Annotated in this window: 22 protein-coding genes; 10 read left to right on the forward strand and 12 right to left on the reverse strand. The window is 60.1% G+C overall.

The annotated features are described in order from the left end of the window. Nucleotides 1-122 precede the first annotated feature (122 nt). Together IE079_RS00005 and IE079_RS00010 are read left to right on the forward strand one after the other, a co-directional pair. Entirely contained in the window at nucleotides 123-614 is a 492-nt protein-coding gene (locus IE079_RS00005; RefSeq protein WP_189571004.1) for a DUF6624 domain-containing protein, read from the forward strand. Nucleotides 615-731: 117 nt separating this feature from the next. Next, nucleotides 732-1,172 (forward strand): GFA family protein, encoded by a 441-nt coding sequence (locus IE079_RS00010; protein ID WP_227712215.1) that lies wholly within the window; start codon nucleotides 732-734, stop codon nucleotides 1,170-1,172. Nucleotides 1,173-1,243: 71 nt separating this feature from the next. Here IE079_RS00010 and IE079_RS00015 read toward each other — a convergent pair whose 3' ends face one another. Then, nucleotides 1,244-1,498, reverse strand: a complete 255-nt coding sequence (locus IE079_RS00015) for a Txe/YoeB family addiction module toxin (RefSeq protein WP_189571006.1) — start codon at nucleotides 1,496-1,498, stop codon at nucleotides 1,244-1,246. Continuing rightward, entirely contained in the window at nucleotides 1,495-1,746 is a 252-nt protein-coding gene (locus tag IE079_RS00020; protein ID WP_189571009.1) for a type II toxin-antitoxin system Phd/YefM family antitoxin, read from the reverse strand. The genes IE079_RS00015 and IE079_RS00020 overlap by 4 nt, the downstream gene beginning before the upstream one ends. 358 nt (nucleotides 1,747-2,104) lie before the next feature. Between IE079_RS00020 and IE079_RS00025 the strand changes: the two genes are divergently transcribed. The 6 genes from IE079_RS00025 (at nucleotide 2,105) to IE079_RS00050 (ending at nucleotide 9,525) form a co-directional block, all read left to right on the forward strand. Then, nucleotides 2,105-2,605: a ribonuclease J gene (locus IE079_RS00025; RefSeq protein WP_227712216.1), complete on the forward strand. Its 501-nt coding sequence runs from the start codon at nucleotides 2,105-2,107 to the stop codon at nucleotides 2,603-2,605. 415 nt (nucleotides 2,606-3,020) lie between these two features. After that, nucleotides 3,021-5,009, forward strand: a complete 1,989-nt coding sequence (locus IE079_RS00030; protein WP_189571014.1) for an oleate hydratase — start codon at nucleotides 3,021-3,023, stop codon at nucleotides 5,007-5,009. Between the two features lie 55 nt (nucleotides 5,010-5,064). Further along, the gene (locus IE079_RS00035) at nucleotides 5,065-5,682 is read left to right on the forward strand and encodes a TetR/AcrR family transcriptional regulator (RefSeq protein ID WP_189571016.1); all 618 of its coding nucleotides are present in this window, start codon (nucleotides 5,065-5,067) and stop codon (nucleotides 5,680-5,682) included. Between the two features lie 165 nt (nucleotides 5,683-5,847). Continuing rightward, nucleotides 5,848-6,855 carry a zinc-dependent alcohol dehydrogenase family protein gene (locus IE079_RS00040; protein ID WP_189571017.1) on the forward strand — a complete coding sequence of 336 codons (1,008 nt, stop codon included), beginning with the start codon at nucleotides 5,848-5,850 and terminating at the stop codon, nucleotides 6,853-6,855. 182 nt (nucleotides 6,856-7,037) lie between these two features. Next, nucleotides 7,038-7,562 (forward strand): CPBP family glutamic-type intramembrane protease, encoded by a 525-nt coding sequence (locus IE079_RS00045; RefSeq protein WP_227712218.1) that lies wholly within the window; start codon nucleotides 7,038-7,040, stop codon nucleotides 7,560-7,562. Nucleotides 7,563-7,947: 385 nt separating this feature from the next. Then, nucleotides 7,948-9,525 (forward strand): methyl-accepting chemotaxis protein, encoded by a 1,578-nt coding sequence (locus IE079_RS00050; RefSeq protein ID WP_189571020.1) that lies wholly within the window; start codon nucleotides 7,948-7,950, stop codon nucleotides 9,523-9,525. Nucleotides 9,526-9,588: 63 nt separating this feature from the next. Here IE079_RS00050 and IE079_RS00055 read toward each other — a convergent pair whose 3' ends face one another. The 10 genes from IE079_RS00055 to IE079_RS00100 all read right to left on the reverse strand — a co-directional run bounded on the left by IE079_RS00055 (nucleotide 9,589) and on the right by IE079_RS00100 (nucleotide 19,349). Next, nucleotides 9,589-10,452: an alpha/beta fold hydrolase gene (locus IE079_RS00055; RefSeq protein ID WP_189571022.1), complete on the reverse strand. Its 864-nt coding sequence runs from the start codon at nucleotides 10,450-10,452 to the stop codon at nucleotides 9,589-9,591. A gap of 140 nt (nucleotides 10,453-10,592) precedes the next feature. After that, nucleotides 10,593-11,186 (reverse strand): nucleoid occlusion factor SlmA, encoded by a 594-nt coding sequence (gene slmA / locus IE079_RS00060; RefSeq protein ID WP_189571024.1) that lies wholly within the window; start codon nucleotides 11,184-11,186, stop codon nucleotides 10,593-10,595. Nucleotides 11,187-11,495: 309 nt separating this feature from the next. Further along, the gene (locus IE079_RS00065; protein WP_189571027.1) at nucleotides 11,496-12,305 is read right to left on the reverse strand and encodes a thiazole synthase; all 810 of its coding nucleotides are present in this window, start codon (nucleotides 12,303-12,305) and stop codon (nucleotides 11,496-11,498) included. A gap of 75 nt (nucleotides 12,306-12,380) precedes the next feature. Further along, the gene (gene thiS, locus IE079_RS00070; protein WP_189571031.1) at nucleotides 12,381-12,581 is read right to left on the reverse strand and encodes a sulfur carrier protein ThiS; all 201 of its coding nucleotides are present in this window, start codon (nucleotides 12,579-12,581) and stop codon (nucleotides 12,381-12,383) included. A gap of 13 nt (nucleotides 12,582-12,594) precedes the next feature. Further along, on the reverse strand, nucleotides 12,595-12,984 hold the full coding sequence (locus tag IE079_RS00075; protein ID WP_189572831.1) for a DUF423 domain-containing protein: 390 nt from the start codon (nucleotides 12,982-12,984) through the stop codon (nucleotides 12,595-12,597). Between the two features lie 4 nt (nucleotides 12,985-12,988). Then, complete coding sequence (locus tag IE079_RS00080; RefSeq protein ID WP_189571034.1) at nucleotides 12,989-13,789, reverse strand: symmetrical bis(5'-nucleosyl)-tetraphosphatase; 801 nt, start codon at nucleotides 13,787-13,789, stop codon at nucleotides 12,989-12,991. Continuing rightward, a complete protein-coding gene (gene rsmA / locus IE079_RS00085; protein ID WP_189571037.1) occupies nucleotides 13,782-14,612 on the reverse strand; it encodes a 16S rRNA (adenine(1518)-N(6)/adenine(1519)-N(6))-dimethyltransferase RsmA in 831 nt (276 codons plus the stop codon). Before rsmA ends, IE079_RS00080 begins: the two co-directional genes overlap by 8 nt. Then, complete coding sequence (gene pdxA / locus IE079_RS00090; RefSeq protein WP_189571040.1) at nucleotides 14,609-15,625, reverse strand: 4-hydroxythreonine-4-phosphate dehydrogenase PdxA; 1,017 nt, start codon at nucleotides 15,623-15,625, stop codon at nucleotides 14,609-14,611. The genes rsmA and pdxA overlap by 4 nt, the downstream gene beginning before the upstream one ends. Continuing rightward, nucleotides 15,622-16,926, reverse strand: coding sequence for a peptidylprolyl isomerase (locus IE079_RS00095; protein ID WP_189571045.1), 1,305 nt, complete (start codon nucleotides 16,924-16,926; stop codon nucleotides 15,622-15,624). Before IE079_RS00095 ends, pdxA begins: the two co-directional genes overlap by 4 nt. Before the next feature lie 32 nt (nucleotides 16,927-16,958). Next, nucleotides 16,959-19,349: an LPS-assembly protein LptD gene (locus IE079_RS00100; RefSeq protein WP_227712219.1), complete on the reverse strand. Its 2,391-nt coding sequence runs from the start codon at nucleotides 19,347-19,349 to the stop codon at nucleotides 16,959-16,961. Nucleotides 19,350-19,558: 209 nt separating this feature from the next. Between IE079_RS00100 and IE079_RS00105 the strand changes: the two genes are divergently transcribed. Both IE079_RS00105 and murU read left to right on the forward strand, forming a co-directional pair. Beyond that, entirely contained in the window at nucleotides 19,559-20,611 is a 1,053-nt protein-coding gene (locus IE079_RS00105; RefSeq protein ID WP_189571048.1) for an aminoglycoside phosphotransferase family protein, read from the forward strand. After that, nucleotides 20,608-21,288: an N-acetylmuramate alpha-1-phosphate uridylyltransferase MurU gene (gene murU, locus IE079_RS00110; RefSeq protein ID WP_189571050.1), complete on the forward strand. Its 681-nt coding sequence runs from the start codon at nucleotides 20,608-20,610 to the stop codon at nucleotides 21,286-21,288. The genes IE079_RS00105 and murU overlap by 4 nt, the downstream gene beginning before the upstream one ends. Nucleotides 21,289-21,297 lie beyond the last annotated feature (9 nt).

Genomic DNA, 21,297 nt, shown 5'->3' on the forward strand with positions numbered 1-21,297 from the left:
CCTATGCACCAGAATCTGGAGAACCGTTCCGTTGACGGGCGGGTCAAAAAATTTAGCAGTCAGGCGGTGGGAATGGCCCGGAACCGGGTTTTTCTACAGCCTCGTTAACTGGGAACGAGCCCATGAATCAGAATCTTGCGGATGAGCTGGTCACGATGATGACAGGAGACCAGCGGTTGTTGCAGCAACTCTTCGATTCCGGAGAACTGCCATCTGAATCTTATCATCCCCGGATGAAAGCGCTGCATGAGCAGAATGCTGCTCGCCTGAAAGAGATTATTGGTGCTCACGGCTGGCCCGGCGTTTCGTTAGTTGGAGAAGAGGCTGCCAAAGCTGCATGGCTGGTTGTTCAGCATTCTGTTTCAGATCCCGAGTTCATGGGTGGGTGTGCCTCCCTACTAGAAGATGGCGTTGCGAGAGAGGATATAGCGGGCTGGCAGTTGGCATTCCTCCAGGATCGGGTGCGTACGCTATCTGGCAAGCCTCAATACTACGGCACCCAGTTTGATGTTGATGAAAACGGTTGGCCAACACCGTTTCCTATTGAGGATTCTGCTACGGTTAATGAACGCCGTGCGCGTCTTGGGCTGAACTCCATCGAGGAGCGCCAGTAACAAATGACTGAGCAGGAGCGGAAGCACCGCGCCGATATCGAACAAACCAGTTAACAAAACGCGGCGCTCGGACGCCCTTGTCTCCGCTTCGCTGCGTCAAGGTCGCCGGTGCGCTCTGTGTTAGGCAAAAAAGGGTTCATTGTGTATACAGGTAATTGCTTATGCGGCGGGGTCCACTTCCAGATTCAGGGCGAGCTAGAACCAATTCAGGTGTGTCATTGCTCCCAATGCCGCAAGGCGCAGGGCTCTCCGTTTGCAACAAATACACCTGTCAAAGAAGCTGCTTTCCAGTTAAATCGCGGGGCTGAATTGCTTAGATCTTTTGAGGCATCACCTGGCAAGCAGCGGTTTTTTTGCAGTAATTGCGGATCGCCGATCTACAGCAAAAAAGACGCTCTGCCTGGTGTGCTTCGAATTCGCGCAGGGCTGATAAATGAGCCGTTGTCATCAAAGCCGGTGGCCCATTTCTACACAGGCTCCAAAGCCAATTGGTGGCCCATCAACGACGATCTGCCTCAATTCGAGGCCGCCTATGTTCCACAAAGCAGCAAGGCCTAACCAGCGGCAGCACGGTGACCGGTTCTCCGCCGCTCCGCGGCTACAAACCGGCACGTGTGCCGGGCGTTAAATCAGTAGTGGTACCGAAGCTGGGCGATGAGCAGAGCGTCATCCGTGACTTTGTAGACCATACGGTGCTCTTCGTTAATTCGGCGGGACCAGTAACCAGCGAGGCTATGTTTGAGCGGTTCCGGTTTACCGACACCTTCGAACGGTTCGCGCTTGGTTTCCTTGATCAGCTTATTGATTCGGTTAAGGATTTTTTTGTCAGTTTTTTGCCAGTACAGATAGTCTTCCCAGGCGTTCTCGGAGAAGATGAGTTTCATTCAGGAAGTTCCTTTTCCTGACCACCACCTTGCTCCAGCTCGGCAACGGATTCCAGCAAACGACGGGCGTTCCTTGGTGCGCGCAGGAGGTACGCGGTTTCTTGCAACGCCTCATAGTCCTCAAGAGAGATCATGACCACGGATTGCGACTTGCTCCGGGTGATGATCACAGGGGAATGGTCTTCACAGACCTGCTCCATGGTTTTTGCCAGATTGGTTCTGGCGGCTGTGTAGCTAATGGCATCCATAATGCTTCTCCTGTACAGGATTTTGTCCATGGTCAGAATACCGTACGCCAGAGGGTTTAACAATCGGCTGCACAACGACCGGTTTTCCGCCACTCCCCCGCTCCAAACCGGTGTGTGAGAGCCTGTACGCCGTCAGACCCTCTGCCAGCCAGGGGTTCACAGCCATAACAAATCCGGAGAAACCGGAGCACAACCATTTAGAACACCGCCTCGAGCAGCTTGCCGGGCTGGTCATCACCCACGCCCACGAGGACCATATCGGTGCCATGCCTACCTGTGGCCGCTGCTGCAATGCCCGGTCTACACCAGCCGCTTTACCGCCGAGATCCTGCGCCGCAAGCTGGCGGAGTTCGACCTGTTGCACCGAGTGCCGATCCATGTGGTGGACGTGGATGAGCGCCGCACCATCGGCCCGTTCGAGGTGCAGTGGCTGGCGCTGACACACTCCATCCCCGATCCCAACGCCCTCATGATCCGCACCCCGGCGGGCCGGATCTTCCACAGTGGCGACTGGAAACTGGACGAAGAACCACTGGTGGGCCACGGCTACACGCCCGGCACGTTTAAAGCCCTGGCGGACGAAGGCGTGACAGCCATGGTGTGCGACTCCACCAACGCCACGGTGGCGGGGCACTCCGTGTCCGAGTCGGCGCTGGAGAAGGGACTGCTGGCCGCCATCGAGGACGCGCCGGGGCGGGTTATCGTCGCCTGCTTCGGCAGTAACATCGCCCGGCTGCACACCCTGGCCAACGTGGCCCGATCCACGGCGAAGCCGAACACATGGACACCCACGCCAGCCTGGCGCGGGAGTGCGGCGCTCCCAAGACCCTGCTCGGCCGCAACGGCGACCTGTTCATGATCCACCCGGTGCCGGGAATGCGTCGGCAGGTGGTGGATACCGGACGGCTTGGCTGGGGAAAAGGGGAGTTGGTTCGGGTGGTTTGAGTGGTTTGAGTGACTCAACGATCTGACCAAACAGATCTGAACGGCTTATTCGATCTGGATTGCCTGTTATGACCGGAGCCTTTCTATATCGTCTGCCGGGCCACCGCACGCGGCTTTCTGGCCACCATCTTTTGGGCAGTTGTGCGCAGTCGGACGAAACGATGGATCCGGAACGCCGATTCTTGATCAACTGGTCACTACCCCATTTGTGCCCCGATACCGTCGGCAGTCATTGAGAGTTCATTTGACATCCGGATTTCGATTGATATCTTGGATGAAGGTTTAGGGAATCAATTCAGAGTCAATGCAAACAGAAAAGGATGCAACCCATGGCTACCCCAGATATCCCCGGTTTCGAGATCCAGACAACGGCGCCTGACGGATTTGAACACGAGCCCGACGCCACCTCCGGCTACTGGCACCATCGGCCGCAAAATACCCTGCCCCCCGCTGATTTCATCGCGCCTTATTCGCGGCACAGGCCTCTGCCGACCCCGGGCGTCGAAAACCGAAAAGCCCATATCATTGGCGGCGGTATCGGTGGTCTTGCCGCTGCCTTTTACCTGATCCGGGATGCCCACATGCCACCCGAAAACATCACCATCCTGGAAGAGATGGCTATTGAGGGGGGCTCCATGGATGGCGCAGGCAACCCGGAGGACGGCTATATCGTCCGTGGTGGCCGCGAGATGAACTGGAACTACGACACGTTGTGGGACATGTTTCAGGACGTACCTGCCAGCGAATTGCCCGAAGGGTATTCGGTGCTGGATGAGTACCGCATGGTCAATGACAACGACCCGAATTATTCCAAAGCTCGTTTGATGCACAATTGCGGTGAAATCAAGGATTTCACCGATTTCGGCCTGTCAAAATATCAGCAATGGGAAATGATGCGGCTGATCCTCAAACGCAAAGAAGATCTCGACGACGTCACTATTGAGGAGTACTTCAGTACGGGCTTTCTTGAGAGCAACTTCTGGTCGCTGTTCCGCAGCATGTTCGCTTTCAAAAACTGTCACAGCCTGTTGGAAGCCAAGCTCTACATGCACCGTTTTCTCGACTCCATTGACGGGTTTGGTGACATGTCAGTGCTTGTATTTCCAAAATACAACCAGTTCGATACCTTCATCAAACCGCTTGCCAATATGCTACGCGACAAGGGTGTGAGGGTTCAGCTTGAAACTCGCGTGTATGATCTCGATATGACACCTTCCGGCGGCCAGAAGACTGTCACCGGCCTGCACTGTGTCGTGGCAGGTGAAGAGCAGCGCATCGATGTGGCCGACGGCGATCTGGTCTTTGCCCTCACAGGTTCAATGACGGAAAACACCGCCTATGGTGACATGAATAACGTACCGGAGTTGACGGTAGGCCTCCATGAACCCGGGGAGAACAGCGGTTGGGAACTCTGGAAAAATCTAGCCCGGAAATCCCCGGTCTTTGGCAAGCCAGAGAAATTCTACGGCGACGTCGATCAGTCGATGTGGGAATCCGCCACGCTGACCTGCAAGCCCTCTCCTCTGGTGGATAAATTGGCAGAACTGTCTGTCAACGATCCCTATTCTGGCCGAACTGCGACGGGCGGGATCATCACCTTCACGGATTCCAACTGGTTCCTGAGTGTCACCATCAACCGTCAGCCGCATTTCCCGGACCAGCCGGAGGATACGCTGGTGATTTGGGTTTACGGCCTGCTGATGGACAAGGACGGGAACTTTGTGGAAAAACCGATGCCGCAATGCACCGGCAAAGAAATTCTCGCGGAGCTGTGCCATCACCTCGGCATCGAAAGCGAACTTGAAGAAATTGCGGCCAGGACAAAAGTGCGTACCGCGCTCATGCCTTATATCACGGCGCAATTCATGAGACGCGCCGGCGGTGACCGACCTCACCCGGTGCCAGAGGGCTGTACCAATCTGGGCCTGATCGGGCAGTTCGTCGAAACTCGTAATGACATCATCTTCACGATGGAATCCTCCATCCGTACCGCGCGGATCGGTGTTTACAAGCTCCTCAATATTCCGAAACAGGTGCCTGACATCAGCCCAACGCAATATGACATCCGCAACATAATCAAAGGCGCGCGGGCACTGAACAGCGACAATCCCTTTATAGGCGAACGCTTGTTACACCGGGTTTTGGACAAAACCTATTTTGCTCATATCCTGCCGCCCCTACCCGAGCCCGAGAGCGCCAGACACGAGATGTTTGCCCAGGAAGTCGGAGAGATTCTGGGCAAGGGGGGCGAAGCCCTCAAAGGGTTCGGTTCCTGGATTTCCAGGTTCCGGGACAACTTCAACGGCAAGGACAAGTAAACCGAGCCATAGCTTCGGCGTGCCTGCTGGGCACGCCTTTTGAAAGGTTTCAAGAATGACACAGACGGCGCGCCGGCTGACCCGGCATGAACAACAAGCACAGACCCGCCTCCGTCTCATCGAAACTGCAGATCGCATGTTCGCAGAAGGTGGCATCAAGGCCGCCTCTCTGCGCAGCCTCTGCGAACGCGCAGGGTTTTCGCAGGGGGCGTTTTATTCCAACTTTGCCAGCAAAGAGGATCTCCTGCTATGCGTGCTGGAACGCCATATCCAGCAAGAGGTCGCCTTCATGCAAGGGTTGGTATCCGGTTCAGATCGCGAGGACCTCGACGACGCGCTGGATCGGCTGGCGAATCGCCTGGCGAAGATTGCGCGGGATCCACACTGGTCGCTTCTCTCCGCCGAATTGCAGCTTCACGCCCGACGCGACCCGGACTTTGCTGCGCGCGGTGACAAAGTGAAAGCGGCGAGTCTGAATGAGTTCACCGCTTTGCTGGAGGATCTGATCAAGCGTTACAACCTGAACCCAGCCATCACCACCCCTGATCTGGCAAGAGGTCTCTACGCACTCTGGTCCGGCCTGGCGCTGCAAGGCTCAACCAGGGGAGAATTGCCGAGAGATCAGGTGTTCCTCTCTTTTCTGCGCAATATGATCGGATCGCCACGTACTTGAATCGGGGTTACGATCCTGAAACCACCCCCTGGGGCACCACAAAGCACCCGTCAATTGAATCAATAGAATCGTCAAAGAGCGCTGTCATTGACATTCACGGGCCATTCCCTAATGTTGACCGACTGTTCTTGCCAATCTGACCAGCGAAACCGCGGAGGCTACGAAATGAAACTCGCCACTCTCTCCAAACCCGGCGGACTGGACCAACTGCGAATCGTCGATGGCCCCGAGCCTGGCGAACCAGGCCCCGGGGAGCTGCGGGTTCGAATTCACGCCTGCTCTCTCAACTTTCACGACTATGGTGTCGTCACCGGCACCATACCCACCGACGATGACCGAATCCCCATGGCCGACGGGGCCGGCGTGGTCGAAGCCGTGGGCGCCAACGTGAGCGAATTCGAGGCGGGCGACCATGTGGTCTCCACGTTTTTCCCTCAGTGGGAGAACGGCCCGGCTCCCATCGACAATTTCAGCACTACCCCGGGCGACGGTATCGACGGCTACGCCCGAGAGTACGTCGTCGCGCCTGCACGGGGATTCTCCCACGCACCGAGTGGCTTCAGCCACGCGGAAGCGGCAACCCTGACCACCGCCGGCCTGACCGCCTGGCGTGCGCTTGTCGTCAATGGCGGCTTGAAGGCTGGAAACACCGTGCTCACCCTTGGCACCGGGGGCGTGTCCATTTTTGCCTTGCAGTTCGCCAAAATGATGGGGGCGAAGGTGATATCCACGTCATCCTCCGATGAAAAGCTGGAGCGACTAACCGCCATGGGTGCCGATCACACCATCAATTACAGGACCACACCCGACTGGGGCCAGCGGGTACTTGAGCTGACCGGCGGCCGCGGCGTGGACCATGTCATCGAAGTGGGCGGCCCGGGAACCCTGCCGGAATCCATCACTGCCGTGAGCATCGGCGGCCACATCTCGCTGATCGGCGTGCTGACCGGGCGCGCCGGCGACGTGCCAACCGCCAGACTGATGGCAAAGCAGGCAAGACTGCAGGGGCTCATCGTTGGCAGCCGGGCCCAGCAACAGGACATGATCCGCGCCATTGAGGCCAACGACCTGCATCCGGTAATCGACCGCTCATTTGCGCTGGACGACATTGCCGAGGCGTTCCGCCATGAAGAAGCGGGCAGACATTTCGGAAAAATCTGCCTGGAATTCTGAGGCAGCTCTTTCGACCACCCGACCGGCTGGACGGGTGGCCCAGGCATCCCATGATGCATCGGGCACAGGTTGATCCGCACATGCTGACCAGGAATTTCAAGCGGGACCCTGCGCAAAGGGACGCCCTTCAGTAACTACGATGAAATCGGAGCGGTGGCACAGAGACCTCAGGTAAGCAATCGATGATGGACTATCTTCGCAGAAACCTTGGCAGAAGTTTCCGGACATCACCCTTCCGGGCCCCTCTGAGAGCCTGGGCACTGGTGCCGGTGTTCGTCATTGTATCGGTGTCAGTGGGTTTCACTACCGGGCTGTTAAGCGTCGAACCCATGACGTCGACGATGGCGGCCCTGCTGCCCCTTACCTTGTTTGTTTTTCCGTCGTTGCTCGAAGAAGCCTTCTTCAGGGGTGTCCTTGTTCCGCGAGATATACTCGAATCTGGGGCAGCCCGGGCTACCGGGGCCGTCGCCATCAGCACGGCCGTATTTGTCGCATGGCACCCGTTCAATGCACTGGCATTTAACCATTCAGCCATTCCGCTGTTCCTGGACCCCTGGTTTCTCGTGATGGTGTGCGCTCTCGGGATCACCTGCGGTTACAGCTATGTTGTCTCCCGGTCTATCTGGGTTCCCGTTGTGATTCACTGGGCGACGGTGACGGCCTGGGTACTCGTCTTCGGGGGCAGGAACCTGGTATTGGAGCTGTAACCGCAGCGCGTTCGCCCGGATGTCAGCTCCATGGTGTCCACCGCCTTGTGCACGCGTTCAGCGAGGGCCACGCCCCTTCCCGCTTCTCCTCATGAGCGATCCATAGTGTCGCCCAGCGTTTCGCCCCAAACTCATTCGGATTATCTATTAAGCTTGCCGGCATTCTGGCCGTTAACTTCATGGGGCGACCTCCGGCCAGAAAATACTGTGCCAAGGGTTCAGAAAGACAAACAACAGCTCCTGCCACACCGCTGCATGGCCTGACGGTGAGGATTTGACTCGATACCGTGGACCTCGCGCTTCGGGGCCAGGTATTCCGACCTTGTTTTCAGGGCGGCAGCATGGCGGAAGTTTGCAATTAATCTGAACGGAAAGGACAGTTTGAATGACCATACAGAATAGAGTGCGCCTCTCCCTTGGCGCCTTGTTGTTATTGTTGGTTCTGGTCGGCGTGGCCGGGTTTATGGGTAGCCGGGTGGTCGGCAGCCTCGCCAATTACTACGCGACAGGCCTGGTACCCGGTGTCACCAATTACGGGGATTTGCGGGTTTCCGCTGAAAAGCTGAAGCTTCATGTCTACCAACAGGACTTTGACACGCTGGACGAAACCCTCGCCAACGCCCGCCAATCGCTGCAATTTCTGGCCACGACCGGCACTGGCGACGAGGATAGTCCGATCGCCCGGGACCAACAGGTCAAGCAGGGCATCCGTCAGACTGTGGCCAAAATGGAGCAGTTGATTACTGCTGTAGAGGCCTACGATCCGGGAAGTCCGATCAGCGAAGAGCTGGAAGCCACATTTGATGCCTGGGACGCCAATACCGGGACTGCTGACTTCGTGATTTCCCGGATCATCGAGATTGTCAGCACCAAGATCAACGACACCCTGGGCACCATCATGCAGGTGGTTGCCGCGGTTGGCATTGTGTCGGTCATTCTCTTTGTGGTGGTGGCCACAAGCCTGGGCCGGAACCTGCGTAAAGGCATCGACAGCCTGCTTGAGTCATTCCAGCAGGTAGCCGACGGTGACCTCTCCACCCGGGCTGATGACAAGCGCAAGGACGAATTCGGCCAGCTCGCCAGGCACTTCAATGCGCTGGCCGGCGGACTGGCGGAAACCATCGGCTACGTGTCGCAGCTGGCCGGCACCCTTCACACCCTTTCCGGCGAGTTCAGCCGCGCCAGTACCAACTATTCCGAGCGGGCGCGTAACCAGTCCGGCGAAACCCACCAGGTGGCGACCGCGATGACGGAAATGTCCGCCACTATCCGCGAGGTGGCGGAAAATGCGGAACACACGGCGCAACGAGCACAGGAAGCCAACCGTCAGGCTGATGGATCCCGCCAGGAAATCAGCGAGGCTATCGAGTCCAGCCGTCAGATGAGTGAACAGATGAATTCCCTGGCGGAAGACATTGCCTCACTCAACGAGCAGACCAATTCTATTTCCATGGTGGTCAGCACCATTAATGACATCGCCGAACAGACCAACCTGCTGGCCCTGAATGCCGCCATTGAAGCAGCCCGGGCCGGTGACCAGGGCCGAGGGTTTGCGGTCGTGGCTGACGAAGTACGCAGCCTGTCACGCAAGACTGCCGAATCCACCCAGCAGATTGAAAAGGTCATCGCGTCCCTGCAGAAACAGGGCAACGCCACCTCCGACTCGGCCCGCTCCGGTGTTGAAGTGGTGACTCGCAGCGCTGAAACCGTGACTCACATCGGCGAGAGTCTGTCGCAGATTCTGGACGCGGTCAGCGATATTTCATCCATGAATCAGCAGATCGCCACCACCAGTGAAGAGCAATCCCGGGTGGCCGAGGACATGAACCAGAATGTGGTCCGTATCAGCGACCTGTCCGACGACAATGCCGAGGAAACCGACAAGCTGGTGGAGGGCATTCGCAAGATCGATTCAATGGCGACGGAGCTGAACACGGTGATTGCCAAATACCGGATTGGGTAAACCGGCAATGTCCGAAAGCCGACCCTTCGCCAGCCTTTTGGCGAAGGGTCGGCCAATAGCGAATCAGGCCGTCGTAGCGCTGTCCTGCCGTAACTCCGCCAGGAAATCCAGGATGGCGTCATTGAAGACGTCGTTCTGGTCGCCGGAAACCATGTGACCGGCACCACTGACATCAATCGCCCGGGAGCCGGGGATCAGTTCCAGGAAGTCCTTGACGCCCTCTTCGCTGACCACATCACTCATCTTGCCCCGAACCAGCAGTGTCGGAACCTGAATCTGCTTTGCCGCTTCACGCAGGCGGTCGACATTCCGTACTGAATTCGGGGTGCGCTCGCCCACCATCAGGGCCGGGTCCCAGTGCCAGTACAGGCGGCCGTCTTCCCCTTCCCGCAGATTTTTACGCAGGCCGGCAGAGCCGGCGCTGCCACGCTTGCGGTGGGGCATGTAGGCAGCGACCGCTTCGACCACTTCGTCCATGGAATCAAACCCGTCCAGATGCGACAGCATGAAATCGCGGATACGCTGGATACCCTCCACCTCCATCTTGGGCACGATGTCCACCAGCACCAGGCCGCGGATATGATCCGCCTCGCGGGCGGCGGCCGCAATCATGGAGCTGATGCCACCGAGGGAGGCACCCACCAGCACCGGTGGCTTGTCGAGGGTTTCCAGGATGGCGTGCACATCCTCCACGAAGCGGTCCAGGGTGTAGTCCCCTTCCGGGCACCACTCGCTCTCACCATGGCCACGCATGTCCACGTTGAGGGCGTAGTAACCGTTATCACCAAGCACCTGCGCCAGAACGCCCCAGGAATGCCGGGTCTGGCCACCACCGTGAAACATCACCACCGGCTGGCCGGCGGGATCACCGGCTACGTCCACCGCCAGCTGGATGCCATTGGTACCTGTGAGAGTCTGCCGTTCCATACTGTCTCCTGGATTGATCTTGTTCTGCTATGGCGCCCGGTTCGGGGGAGATTTCCGAACGCTTGTTTTATTTCAGGATAATGCCTTAAAACGGGTGGGAAATACCAGTTAGTTCTGCAACCAAATCGACGAAGAGGGTGTCAGGCAGAGGTCCAGAGACCCTGAGTCAGCATCTGCCACTGGTCGTCAAACTCCGCCGAAGGCAATCGGCTGAAGCCGGAGCGGACGAAGCGCTGTATGCGGCCTTCCATGAAGGTCATGACCCAGTCGGCACCGCGGGGAGCGCTGGGGTGCGGGCGCAGGCCCTGGCGGATCTCCCCCTCCTTGAGGATTTGCCGGATCTGGGTTTCCAGGCGGTCGAAGAACTGGCTGGCGCGCTTGCGCAGGGCTTCGTTCTCGCCGCTTAGCGCTTCACCGTTGAGGACGCGGCACAGGCCCGGGTTGCGCTCGGCGAAGACCAGTACCAACTGGGCAAGTTGCTGCAGGCGAATCCGGGCGTCGTCCTGCTCCTGCAGGATGCGCTGGCAGCGGGTGAAAACGGTGTCCTCGGCAAACTCGATCAGTGCCTCGAACATCTTGCGCTTGCTGGGAAAGTGACGGTAAAGGGCCGCCTCGGTGACGCCCACGGCGCGGGCCAGGCCGGCGGTGGTGATGCGGGCACCGGGATCCGTCTCCAGGATTTCTACCAGGGACTGAAGGATGGCATCGCGACGGCTGGGTTTCTGGTTGCTCATGACAGGACTACAGCGCTCTGTTTGTTAGGTTATTGATCTGGTTGATGTAGGTATTGGGGAGATTCTACAGGGATTGGAGGGGATTGTGGTCGAATGCGGGGAGGAAGCTGGCACATCAATGAGGGCTTTAGCCCCTCTCCCCTCCGCGGGAGAGGGGTTGGGGAGGGGGAAGGCGGCTGACTCTGCAGCTTGATCTCTGGCGCCCTTTGGGCGCTCCCCCTCACCCTGGCCCTCTCCCTCGTTGGGGAGAGGGAATGTTCGCCGCTGCCCCCTGAAGCTCAGAAAACTTCAGAGAACGCCTCAACACTCTCAGAAAAAGGTGCCGTCAATGGGCGAAGAGGCGCTGGCATACGCTTTTTTGGCCATACGGCCCGACAGGTAGGCCTCGCGGCCGGATTCGATGGCCAGCTTCATGGCGCGGGCCATGCGGACAGGGTCCCGGGCCGAAGCGATGGCAGTGTTCATGAGGACACCGTCACAGCCCAGCTCCATGGCAATGGTGGCGTCCGACGCGGTGCCCACGCCGGCATCCACCAGCACCGGAACATTGGCGTTCTCGACAATCAGCCGGATGTTGTATCGGTTCTGAATGCCCAGGCCGGAGCCGATGGGGGCGCCCAGAGGCATGATGGCGATACAGCCCATCTCTTCCAGACGCTTGGCCAGCAGGGGATCATCGGAGCAATAGACCATCACCTGGAAACCGTCGCTGATCAGCTGTTCGGCCGCCACCAGAGTCTCGGTCATGTTCGGGTAGAGGGTCTTTTCCTCACCGAGCACTTCCAGCTTCACCAGGTTATGGCCATCCAGCAGTTCCCGGGCCAGCTTGCAGGTACGCACCGCATCCTTGGCGGTGAAACAGCCCGCAGTGTTGGGCAGGATGGTGTAATCCTTCGGCGACACCACGTCCAGCAGATTGGGCTCGTCGGGGTTCTGGCCCAGGTTGGTGCGGCGTACCGCCACGGTGACGATCTCCGCACCGCTGGCCTTGATGGCATCGCCGGTTTCCGTCATGTCACGGTACTTGCCGGTACCTACCAGCAGGCGGGACTGGTAGACCCGGCCGGCGAATTCAAGTGGCTTGTCTTCCGGCAGCGGTATCTGGCTCTGATCAGTCATGGGTTTCCTTTGCGGTGTTGGTCAGTAAACAGCGGGTATCGGTCAGTAAACCGGCGTAACGAGGGTAAAGGCGGATCAGCCACCACCAATAGCGTGGACGACCTCGACACGATCGCCGTCTTTCAGGCGATAATCGCCGTACTGGCTGCGGGGTACAATCTCTTCATTGACCTCGATCGCCAGCCGCTTGCCGGCAAGACCGAGGTCCTCGATCAGCCATTGCAGGGTCGCCTGATCCGGAAGTTCCCGGTGATCGCCATTGAGTATTACATTCATAACGACCTCACATTCAAACAGAGCGGCGCAGTGCCGCTGCCACCAGCACGGCCCATCCCACCATGAAACAGACACCACCGAGCGGGGTTATGGGCCCGACCCATCGGATATCGGTCAACACCAGCAGGTACAGGCTGCCGCTGAACAGGATGATGCCGGCCAGAAAGAAACCACCGGCAACGCCCAGCAAGCGGCGCGACAATCCGGTGGCTGAGAGCAACGCCACCAGTACCAGCGCAATCGCGTGGTATATCTGATAGGTGACGGCAGTCTGGAAAACTTCAAGGGCCCGTTCACTGACCATGCCCCGCAGGCCATGGGCGCCAAAGGCACCGGCCATCACCGCCAGCATGGCAATCAACGCACCGGCGGCAAGCCAGGGTCGATGAATGGTGGCGACCATCCGCTCAGCAGTCACAATGGATCTTCTCGTCGGTATCCAGGTTCATGACGGTCAGCTGGCCACCCCACACGCAGCCGGTATCCAGGCCGATGTAACGCTCACTGCCGGTTTCCCCTTCCAGGGCCGCCCAATGGCCGAAGACAACCCGCACATCATCGGGTCTCTGGAAACGGAACCAGGGCGCGAAACCCGCGGGCGCGTTGTCTGCGGTCTCCTTGGCAGCCAGTTCCAGGGTGCCGTCTTCGGCAATAAACCGCATGCGGGTAAAGTAGTTGGTGATCATGCGCCAGCGGTCCATGCCCTGGAGGTCATCCCGCCAGCATTCGGGATAGTTGCCGTACATCTCACGGAAATAGTCTTCTACGTTGGGACTGCGAAGCACGGTTTCCAGTTCCCGGGCCAGGGCCGCGCCCTTTTCGACCGTCCAGATATGGGGCAGGCCGGCGTGGGACATGACCAGGTTGCGCCGGGTGTCGTGGATGCAGATATTCTGTTGCAACAGCCATTGCAGCAGTTCCTGGTGGTCCGGGGCGCCCAGAATATCATCCAGGGTATCCTTCCTCTTGACGCTATGGCCGCCCAGCGCCACCGCCAGCAGATGCAGGTCATGGTTGCCCAGAACGACCACGGCAGAGCTGCCCAGGTTCTTTACGTAGCGCAGGCTTTCCAGTGAAGACGGGCCCCGGTTGATAATGTCTCCGGCGACCCAGAGACGGTCCCGGGAGGGAGAAAAGTCGACCTTGTCCAGCACATCCAGCAACCGCTCGTAACAGCCCTGAATGTCGCCAATGGCATAGTCAGTCATGGTCAGCCTCGTTCGCGGTATTGGCCTGTGGCCGGTTCCCGGTCAGGTAGTCAGCAATGGCTACGTATTCCGGCAGCGTCAGGTTCTCCGGCCGCAGGCCATCATTAATGCCCAGAGTCTGCAGTTCCTCCGCGGAAATCAGACTGCCCAGGCCCTTGCGCAGGGTCTTGCGCCGGGCATTGAACGCCGTACGCACCACCTGCTGTAACATCGACAGGTCCCGGGCCGGGTGAGGCAGCGTCTCATGGGGAATCAGGCGCACGATGGCGGAATCCACCCTGGGTGACGGCTTGAAAGCGCCGGGCCCCACCTCGAACAGCGGCTGCACCTGGCAGAAGTACTGGGTCATGATGCCCAGTCTGCCGTAGTTGTTGTCGCCGGGGCCGGCAGCCATCCGCTGCACCACTTCCTTCTGCAACATGAAATGCATGTCTTTCACCACGCCGGACTGTTCCAGCAGATGGAAGATCAGGGGCGTGGAAATATTGTAGGGCAGGTTCCCCACAACCCGCAGCGGGCCGTCCGTGGCGAGTTGACTGAAATCGAACCTGAGGGCGTCGGCCTCATGAATCTGAAGCTGCGGGTAATTGAAAAACCGGGTCCGCAACACCGGAATCAGATCCCGGTCCAGCTCCACCACGTGCAGCCGCGGGTTAACTGCCAGCAGCTCCTCGGTCAGCGCACCCAGTCCGGGGCCGATTTCCACCATGATGTCTTCGGCTTTCGGGTTGATGGAACGCACGATGCGCTCGATGACCCCGGGATCATGGAGGAAATTCTGTCCGAACCGCTTGCGGGCCTGGTGACCGGCCTTCTTGCTCAAGAGGATTCTCCCGCCTGCGGCCTGTGTTCGCGTCGATGCGTCGCCATCTGGTCCGCCACGCGAATGGCGGTATGCAGGCTGCCCGCATTCGCCCGGCCGGTGCCGGCCAGGTCCAGGGCGGTGCCGTGGTCCACGGAGGTCCGCACAATGGGCAGGCCCAGAGTGATATTGACGGCGCGCCCAAAGCCCTGGAACTTGAGTACCGGCAGCCCCTGGTCGTGGTACATGGCCAGCACCGCATCCGCGTTGTCCAGCCAGTGGGGGGTAAACAGGGTATCCGCCGGCAACGGGCCGGTAAGCTGGATACCCTCGTGCCGCAACCTCTCAAGAGTAGGTTCGATCACCTCGATTTCCTCCCGGCCCAGGTGACCGCCCTCACCGGCATGGGGATTCAGGCCCGCCACCAGGATACGAGGATGATGAACGCCGAAGTAAATTTTCAGGTCCTGATCCAGTATGCGGGCCACCTGGGTAATCCGCTCCGGGGTGATGGCGGCGGGCACGTCTTTCAGAGGCAGATGCGTGGTGACCAGGGCCACCCGCAACTCCTCGGTAGCCAGCATCATCACCACCCGCTCAACACCGCAGAGTTCCTGGAGGAATTCGGTATGGCCGCTGAAAGCAATACCGGCCTCGTTGATAACGCCCTTGTGAACCGGAGCCGTGACCATGCCGTCGAAGGTACCGTCCAGGCATCCCCGGGCGGCGGTGGTCAGGGTATCCAGCACATACTGGCTGTTGCCGGGGCTGGTGGTGCCCGCAGCGGTATCGTAGATGCCGGGCACGTCCAGTACCGAGAGCTGGCCGGCCGCCGTGACCGCCTGGTCACCGGGCTGCCAGGGCTGCAACTCAACGGACAGCCCCAGCAGGGCCTGGCGGGCCTGCAGCAGCTCGCGGCTGGCGATCACTACCAGGCGCTGGGCCCGCTCCTCCATGGCCAGCTGCAGGCACAGCTCGGGGCCGATACCGGCAGGCTCGCCCGCGGTCAGTGCCAGGGTGACCGGTGCGGTCATGATTCCTTGATCTCCACATAGGCCTCGTCGCGGATTTCCTGCAGCCAGTTCTGCAGCTCAGTCTCGTACTTGCGGCGATAGAGAGCCTGGCGCGCCTCGGAGGAACGCACCTGATCGCTGATATCCTCGTTGCGACGTTCCTGCACCTCAAGGATGTGCCAGCCGAAGCGTGAGCGGAACGGACGGGTAAACTCACCCACGGGGGCATTCATCATGGTTTCCTCGAACGCTGGCACCATCTGCCCCGGGCTGACCCAGCCCAGGTCGCCACCGGCGGAACCGGAGCCCGGATCATCGGAGTGCTCCCGCGCCAGTTCGGCAAAATCAGCGCCGTTCTGCAGCTGCAGGTAAAGGTTATTGATGCGCTGTTCCGCCTTGGCATCCGAGACCACATCGGTGGTGCGGATCAGGATATGCCGGACCCGGGCCTGCTCCACGACGTTGCGGGCCTCACCACCACGGCGGTCCAGGACCTGCACGATATGGAAACCACTGCCACTCTGAAGCACTTCGGAGGGCTGATTGAGGGGCAGGTCCGGCACGATGTCAGTGACCAGGGACGGCAGGTCGGCCCGGCTGCGCCAGCCCATCACCCCGCCTTCCAGGGCATTACTGGCATCGGATTCGGCGACCGCCGCAGACTGGAAGTCGCGGCCTTCGGCAATCTCGTCCCGCAGGCGACGGGCCTTCTGACGGGCGCTGGCAACCGCTTCCTGATCGGAGAAATTATCCACGGCCACCAGGATATGGGCCAGCAGGTACTCGGTATTGGTCTCGGTCTGGCCCGAGGTCTGCTCCAGGTAATTGTCCACTTCCCTGTCGGTGACCCGCACCCGGCTGTCAACCCGGCGCTGCTGCACACGGCTGACCAGCATCTCCCGGCGGATCTGCTCACGGGCCTCCTGATAGGACACGCCTTCCACCGCCAGCTGTTCCTCGAACTCCTCAACGGTCAGGTTATTGCTGCTGGCAATACGGTTGATGGTTTCGTTCAGCTCGTTGTCGCTGACCCGCATGCCCATCTGCTCGGCCATCTGCAGCTGGATATTTTCGGTGATCAACTGGTCCAGAACGCGCTCTTCCAGCACCTGCCTCGGCGGCAGACCAGTACCCTGGGCCTGCAGCCGCGAGCGGATGGTGCCAACGCGGGCATCAAGCTCGGACTGCAGGATGACACCGTCATCCACGATGGCGATTACCCGGTCCAGTGGCTGACGTTCCGCCTGGGCAACCGATGCCACCACCATAAGCAGTGTCACCAGCAATGTTTTCAAACCCGTCAGGCTATGGTTTGCCTGCATACGTACCTCGTTCGTGGTGTCAATAATGGATGTCAGGGTCGCGCGCCGAAGCGGCGGCGTTCGCGTTGATCGTACCCGTAGAAGGCGTCAGAGAGCGTACTCCCGGTACCACCCGAGCCGCCAAGTCCCTTGAGCTGGACCTGGAACACAACCCGGTGCTCCACCTCTTCGTCGTCGGTCTGGTAGCGCTGCTGGACCAGCTGGAAGCTCCAGCAACAGTTGTTGTATTCCAGGCCCGCCAGTGTACCGACCGTGTTATCCAGCTGTGAATCGAAGACCCAGCGGCCGATCAGACTGATATTGTCTGTGACCGGAACAATGCCCCCGATATCCATCTGCTCGAAACGATTGTCGGGGTTGGTGCCCCGACTGTAAGTGTGACCCGCACTGACCAGGTAACGATAGTCCGGCGAGTGATAGGCCAGCACGCTGCGACCTTCCTCGGTTACGTTTTCGCGCGGGTCCCACAGGCCCGATACCCGGATGTCCAGAGTGTCCAGGGGTCTGAGCACGGCCTCACCAGCGTAGGACGACTCACTGAGGGTGCCGCCACCACGGCCATTCAGGGTGACATCCCGGTCTTCGTAATAGAATACCTGCCCCAGGCTGAAGCGGGCAGTCTCGGCACCCGTGGCCATATTGTTGAAGCGGCTGGTCAGTGCCACCGTCGCCTGATTGGCGTCACCCACACGGTCACCGCCCACGAAGCGATTGGGCTGAAACAGGTTGTCGAAACGGAACGAGCGCAGGCCCGCATCGAAGTTGGGAATATGCCCCTGGTCCTCTTCGGCGTCCGAGTAGACATAATACAACCGTGGTTCCAGCGACTGGTTGTACTCACTACCGAGCAGGGAGGTCTTACGGTCAAGGTATATGCCGCTGTCCCACTCCGCCACGGGTACGGTCCGTTCAAAGTCGGGATCGCCCAGCTCGTAGTCTTCCAGGTTGTACCAGGTCTGATCCAGGCTCACGGAGGGGCGGGTATAGCCCCAGATGGCCCGCAGTGGTAACGCTACCTCGGGAATGGCCCGGGTGCGCTGGCCGACGGCCCGATTCAGGCCCGTCAGGCCTTCGTTGTCGCGGTCAAAGCGGGTGTACTGACTCTCGAGCCCCAGTTCAAAAATACCTGCCGGCACGGTAGCCCCATAGATCACCTCCGGCAGCTGGGAATAGGGTTCGCTGTTTCTGTCGGTGAGCACCTGATACCCGGCAACATAGGCCTCGAACATCTGCCAGTCGTCCTGGTAGCGGACACCGCCACGGCGCAACAACTGGGTGGCGTTACTGATGTCCAGGGTCTGGTTCAGATCGCTGAGGTAGTCATTGTCCGACACCGCCGAGTAGTCCGCGTAACCACTCCAGCCGCCACCGAAACTGGCCTGGCTCTGGAAGTCGAGCCCCCAGCGCTCGCCGGATTCGCCCGGAAACTCCTTCCGGTATTCCTCATCCTCATCGATATAGCCCACCTGCAGGATGGACTCCCCGAAACGGCTCAGATAGCGCCCTTCCACCTCGCTGAACAGGCCGCGACCGTGCATGTACTGGGGCGTCAGAGTGGCGTCGTAGTGGGGCGCCAGGTTCAGATAGTAGGGTGTCGACAGATACATGCCACTGCCGGTATTGGACGTTCCGAAGGCGGGATACAGGAAACCGGTTTTGCGGCGGTCGTCGATGGGAAAGCTGGCCCAGGGCCAGTAGAACACCGGCACATCCTTCACCTGCAGCCGCACATGTTTTGCGGTGCCGAAACCCTCGGCCCGGTTCAGGCGAATATCTGAAGCTACCAGCGACCAGTCGTTACGATCCGGGGCGCAGGTGGTCAGGTAACCCTGGTTGATGCGGATAACCTGCTCTTCAGGGCGACTGATGGAAGAGGCCTGCCCGCGCATCTCCGACTGATGAAAAAGGAAGCTGGCATCATCAATACTGAAGAAACCGGAGTTGACGTTGTAGGTCGCCTGCTCGCCGGCCAGCAGCATGCCCGGGCTGCGGCTGGTCATGGGCCCGGTAATATCCACCTGGCCGCTGGCCTGTTCATACACGGCGCGCTCACCGGTCAGGGCGGTACCGGCCTGGGTCAGGCGCACATCGCCTTCCAGGAGCAGACGGGTTTCCATTTCGTAGCGGGCCGACAGGGCGCTGGCATTGACCGGTTCACCCTCGCCGGGGACGGCAACGGCCTCACCGGCTTGCGGAGATACATAGCCGCCACGGCAGTATAGCGGCAAACGGGACTGCTGCTCCGGCGGCAACTCGGCCCGCGGCCGCCAGTCGATACTTGCTGCGTCGGATGATTGCGCAGCCGCCGGTAAACCGAGCGACAGCAGGCAGATACCGGCCAGCACGACGGCAGCCCGCGGGCGTTGTGCCTCAACAACAAACTGTTGGCGGCCTGATGGCCTGACGTAATATTCTGGTGGCACCGGATCCGGACCCTGTTGGTGATCGGTGTGCGGGCGCAGCGATCCGCCCGTCAGACGCGGGGTAGTTTACACGGCTGGGAGAGGCTTGTTAACGCGCGTTTCCGATGGTTCCATACCAGGATACGCCGTTACCAGCCCGGGAAGACGTTTCCGCCACGGTGACGTTATACTCTGACCCGGCAACTACCTGACTGAGAGGCAGCAAAACCATGGATACCCGCCTGGAAAAACTCAGCTACTGGGTTCATCAGCATCCCGGCTTCGACCGTGCCCGCCTGACCCCGGTAAGCGGAGATGCCAGCTTTCGACGGTATTTCCGGGCCACCGGCAAAGACAGCGCCGGCAAGACCATTACCGCCATTGCCATGGACGCGCCACCGGAAAGGGAAGACTGCCACCCCTTTGTGGCGCTGGCCCATCACTGGCGCGAGCACGGGGTCGCCGTACCGCAGATCTTCGCGGAAGACCCGGGGCAGGGTTTTCTGTTGCTGGAAGATTTCGGTGACCAGCTGATGCTCGGGCGCCTGAACGGGGTCACTGCGGACGACCTGTACGACGAGGCCATGGCGGAACTGATCCGCATCCAGCAGGTACCCGAAGGCGACGACTACCCCTTGCCGCCCTACGACGAGGCACTGCTGGACCGGGAAATGAACCTGTTTCCGGACTGGCTGCTGGAGGGTTTGCTGCAGATGAACCTGACGGACGGCGAACGCTGCATGCTGGAAACCACCTTTGCCTTCCTGCGGGAAAGCGCACTGGCCCAGCCCAGGGTGACCGTGCACCGCGACTACCACTCGCGCAATCTGCTGGTGCGGCCCGACACCCCGGTGCCCGGGGTGATCGACTTCCAGGATGCGGTCAATGGTCCGATCACCTACGACATCGCGTCGCTGCTCAAGGACTGCTACATCGACTGGCCCGCTGCCCGCCGCAACGCCTGGCTGGAAGATTTCCGGCTGATGAGCCGCGAGGCCGGCCTGCACCAGGCTGACAGCGACACTTTCCGGCAGTGGTTCGAACTCATGGGTATGCAGCGCCACCTCAAGGCCGCCGGCATCTTCGCCAGGCTTTACCTGCGGGACGGCAAGAGCGGATACCTGGCCGACATTCCCCGCACGGTCAACTACCTGGCGGAGGCCAGCCGGCCCTTGCCGGCGCTGCGACACTTCCATCAGTGGCTGCAGGACAACGTGTTACCAGCCATTCACCACAAACTGGGCACGCCCCCTGACGACCTGAATGAGGCCCCGCGCCCGTGAAGGCCATGATTCTTGCAGCTGGCAAGGGTGAGCGCATGCGCCCCCTCACCCTGACCACGCCCAAGCCGCTGCTGCTGGCGGGGGGCACCCCGTTGATCGTGCACCATATCCGCAAGCTTCGGGATGCCGGTTTCACCGAGCTGGTCATCAACCATGCCTGGCTGGGAGAACAGATTGAACAGGCGCTTGGTGACGGCAACAAGCACGGCGTGACCATCACCTACTCGCCGGAGGAGGAGCCCCTGGAAACCGCCGGGGGCATCCGGCAGGCACTACCACTGCTGGATGGTAAAGCGGGCTGGTTCGCAGTCATCAATGGCGATATCTGGCACGATTTCGACCTGACGGAGCTGACTCCCCCGGCCCGGGGCAAGGCCCTGCTGGTGCTGACCGACAACCCGGTCCATCACCCGGAGGGCGATTTTGCCCTGGCGGAAGACGGGCTTGTCAGCAGTGACGGCGCCCCGAAACTGACCTTTACCGGTATCAGCCTGTTGCACCGGTCACTGTTCGCCGGGCTCCCCCGGGGCAAACTCAAGCTGGCCCCGATCCTGCGCGAAGCCATGGCCCGTGGCGAAGTCAGCGGGCTGCACCATCGCGGTCAATGGATGGACATCGGCACGCCCGAGCGCCTGGCAACGCTGGACAGGCTGCTAACACACCCCCTGCATTCCTGAACCTGGCAT

Origin of the sequence: Marinobacter zhanjiangensis, assembly GCF_014651935.1 — a bacterium.
GTDB classification, from domain to species: Bacteria; Pseudomonadota; Gammaproteobacteria; order Pseudomonadales; family Oleiphilaceae; genus Marinobacter; species Marinobacter zhanjiangensis.

What these genes read in the sequence shown, in the direction of transcription:
- IE079_RS00005 (WP_189571004.1), top strand. Translation starts at nt 123, where the DNA reads ATGAATCAGAATCTTGCGGATGAGCTGGTCACGATGATGACAGGAGAC.
- IE079_RS00065 (WP_189571027.1), bottom strand. Translation starts at nt 12,305, where the DNA reads ATGACTGATCAGAGCCAGATACCGCTGCCGGAAGACAAGCCACTTGAA.
- thiS (WP_189571031.1), bottom strand. Translation starts at nt 12,581, where the DNA reads ATGAATGTAATACTCAATGGCGATCACCGGGAACTTCCGGATCAGGCG.
- IE079_RS00040 (WP_189571017.1), top strand. Translation starts at nt 5,848, where the DNA reads ATGAAACTCGCCACTCTCTCCAAACCCGGCGGACTGGACCAACTGCGA.
- IE079_RS00015 (WP_189571006.1), bottom strand. Translation starts at nt 1,498, where the DNA reads ATGAAACTCATCTTCTCCGAGAACGCCTGGGAAGACTATCTGTACTGG.
- pdxA (WP_189571040.1), bottom strand. Translation starts at nt 15,625, where the DNA reads ATGACCGCACCGGTCACCCTGGCACTGACCGCGGGCGAGCCTGCCGGT.
- IE079_RS00045 (WP_227712218.1), top strand. Translation starts at nt 7,038, where the DNA reads ATGATGGACTATCTTCGCAGAAACCTTGGCAGAAGTTTCCGGACATCA.
- IE079_RS00055 (WP_189571022.1), bottom strand. Translation starts at nt 10,452, where the DNA reads ATGGAACGGCAGACTCTCACAGGTACCAATGGCATCCAGCTGGCGGTG.
- IE079_RS00035 (WP_189571016.1), top strand. Translation starts at nt 5,065, where the DNA reads ATGACACAGACGGCGCGCCGGCTGACCCGGCATGAACAACAAGCACAG.
- IE079_RS00095 (WP_189571045.1), bottom strand. Translation starts at nt 16,926, where the DNA reads ATGCAGGCAAACCATAGCCTGACGGGTTTGAAAACATTGCTGGTGACA.
- slmA (WP_189571024.1), bottom strand. Translation starts at nt 11,186, where the DNA reads ATGAGCAACCAGAAACCCAGCCGTCGCGATGCCATCCTTCAGTCCCTG.
- IE079_RS00105 (WP_189571048.1), top strand. Translation starts at nt 19,559, where the DNA reads ATGGATACCCGCCTGGAAAAACTCAGCTACTGGGTTCATCAGCATCCC.
- IE079_RS00020 (WP_189571009.1), bottom strand. Translation starts at nt 1,746, where the DNA reads ATGGATGCCATTAGCTACACAGCCGCCAGAACCAATCTGGCAAAAACC.
- IE079_RS00080 (WP_189571034.1), bottom strand. Translation starts at nt 13,789, where the DNA reads ATGACTGACTATGCCATTGGCGACATTCAGGGCTGTTACGAGCGGTTG.
- IE079_RS00075 (WP_189572831.1), bottom strand. Translation starts at nt 12,984, where the DNA reads ATGGTCGCCACCATTCATCGACCCTGGCTTGCCGCCGGTGCGTTGATT.
- IE079_RS00050 (WP_189571020.1), top strand. Translation starts at nt 7,948, where the DNA reads ATGACCATACAGAATAGAGTGCGCCTCTCCCTTGGCGCCTTGTTGTTA.
- IE079_RS00030 (WP_189571014.1), top strand. Translation starts at nt 3,021, where the DNA reads ATGGCTACCCCAGATATCCCCGGTTTCGAGATCCAGACAACGGCGCCT.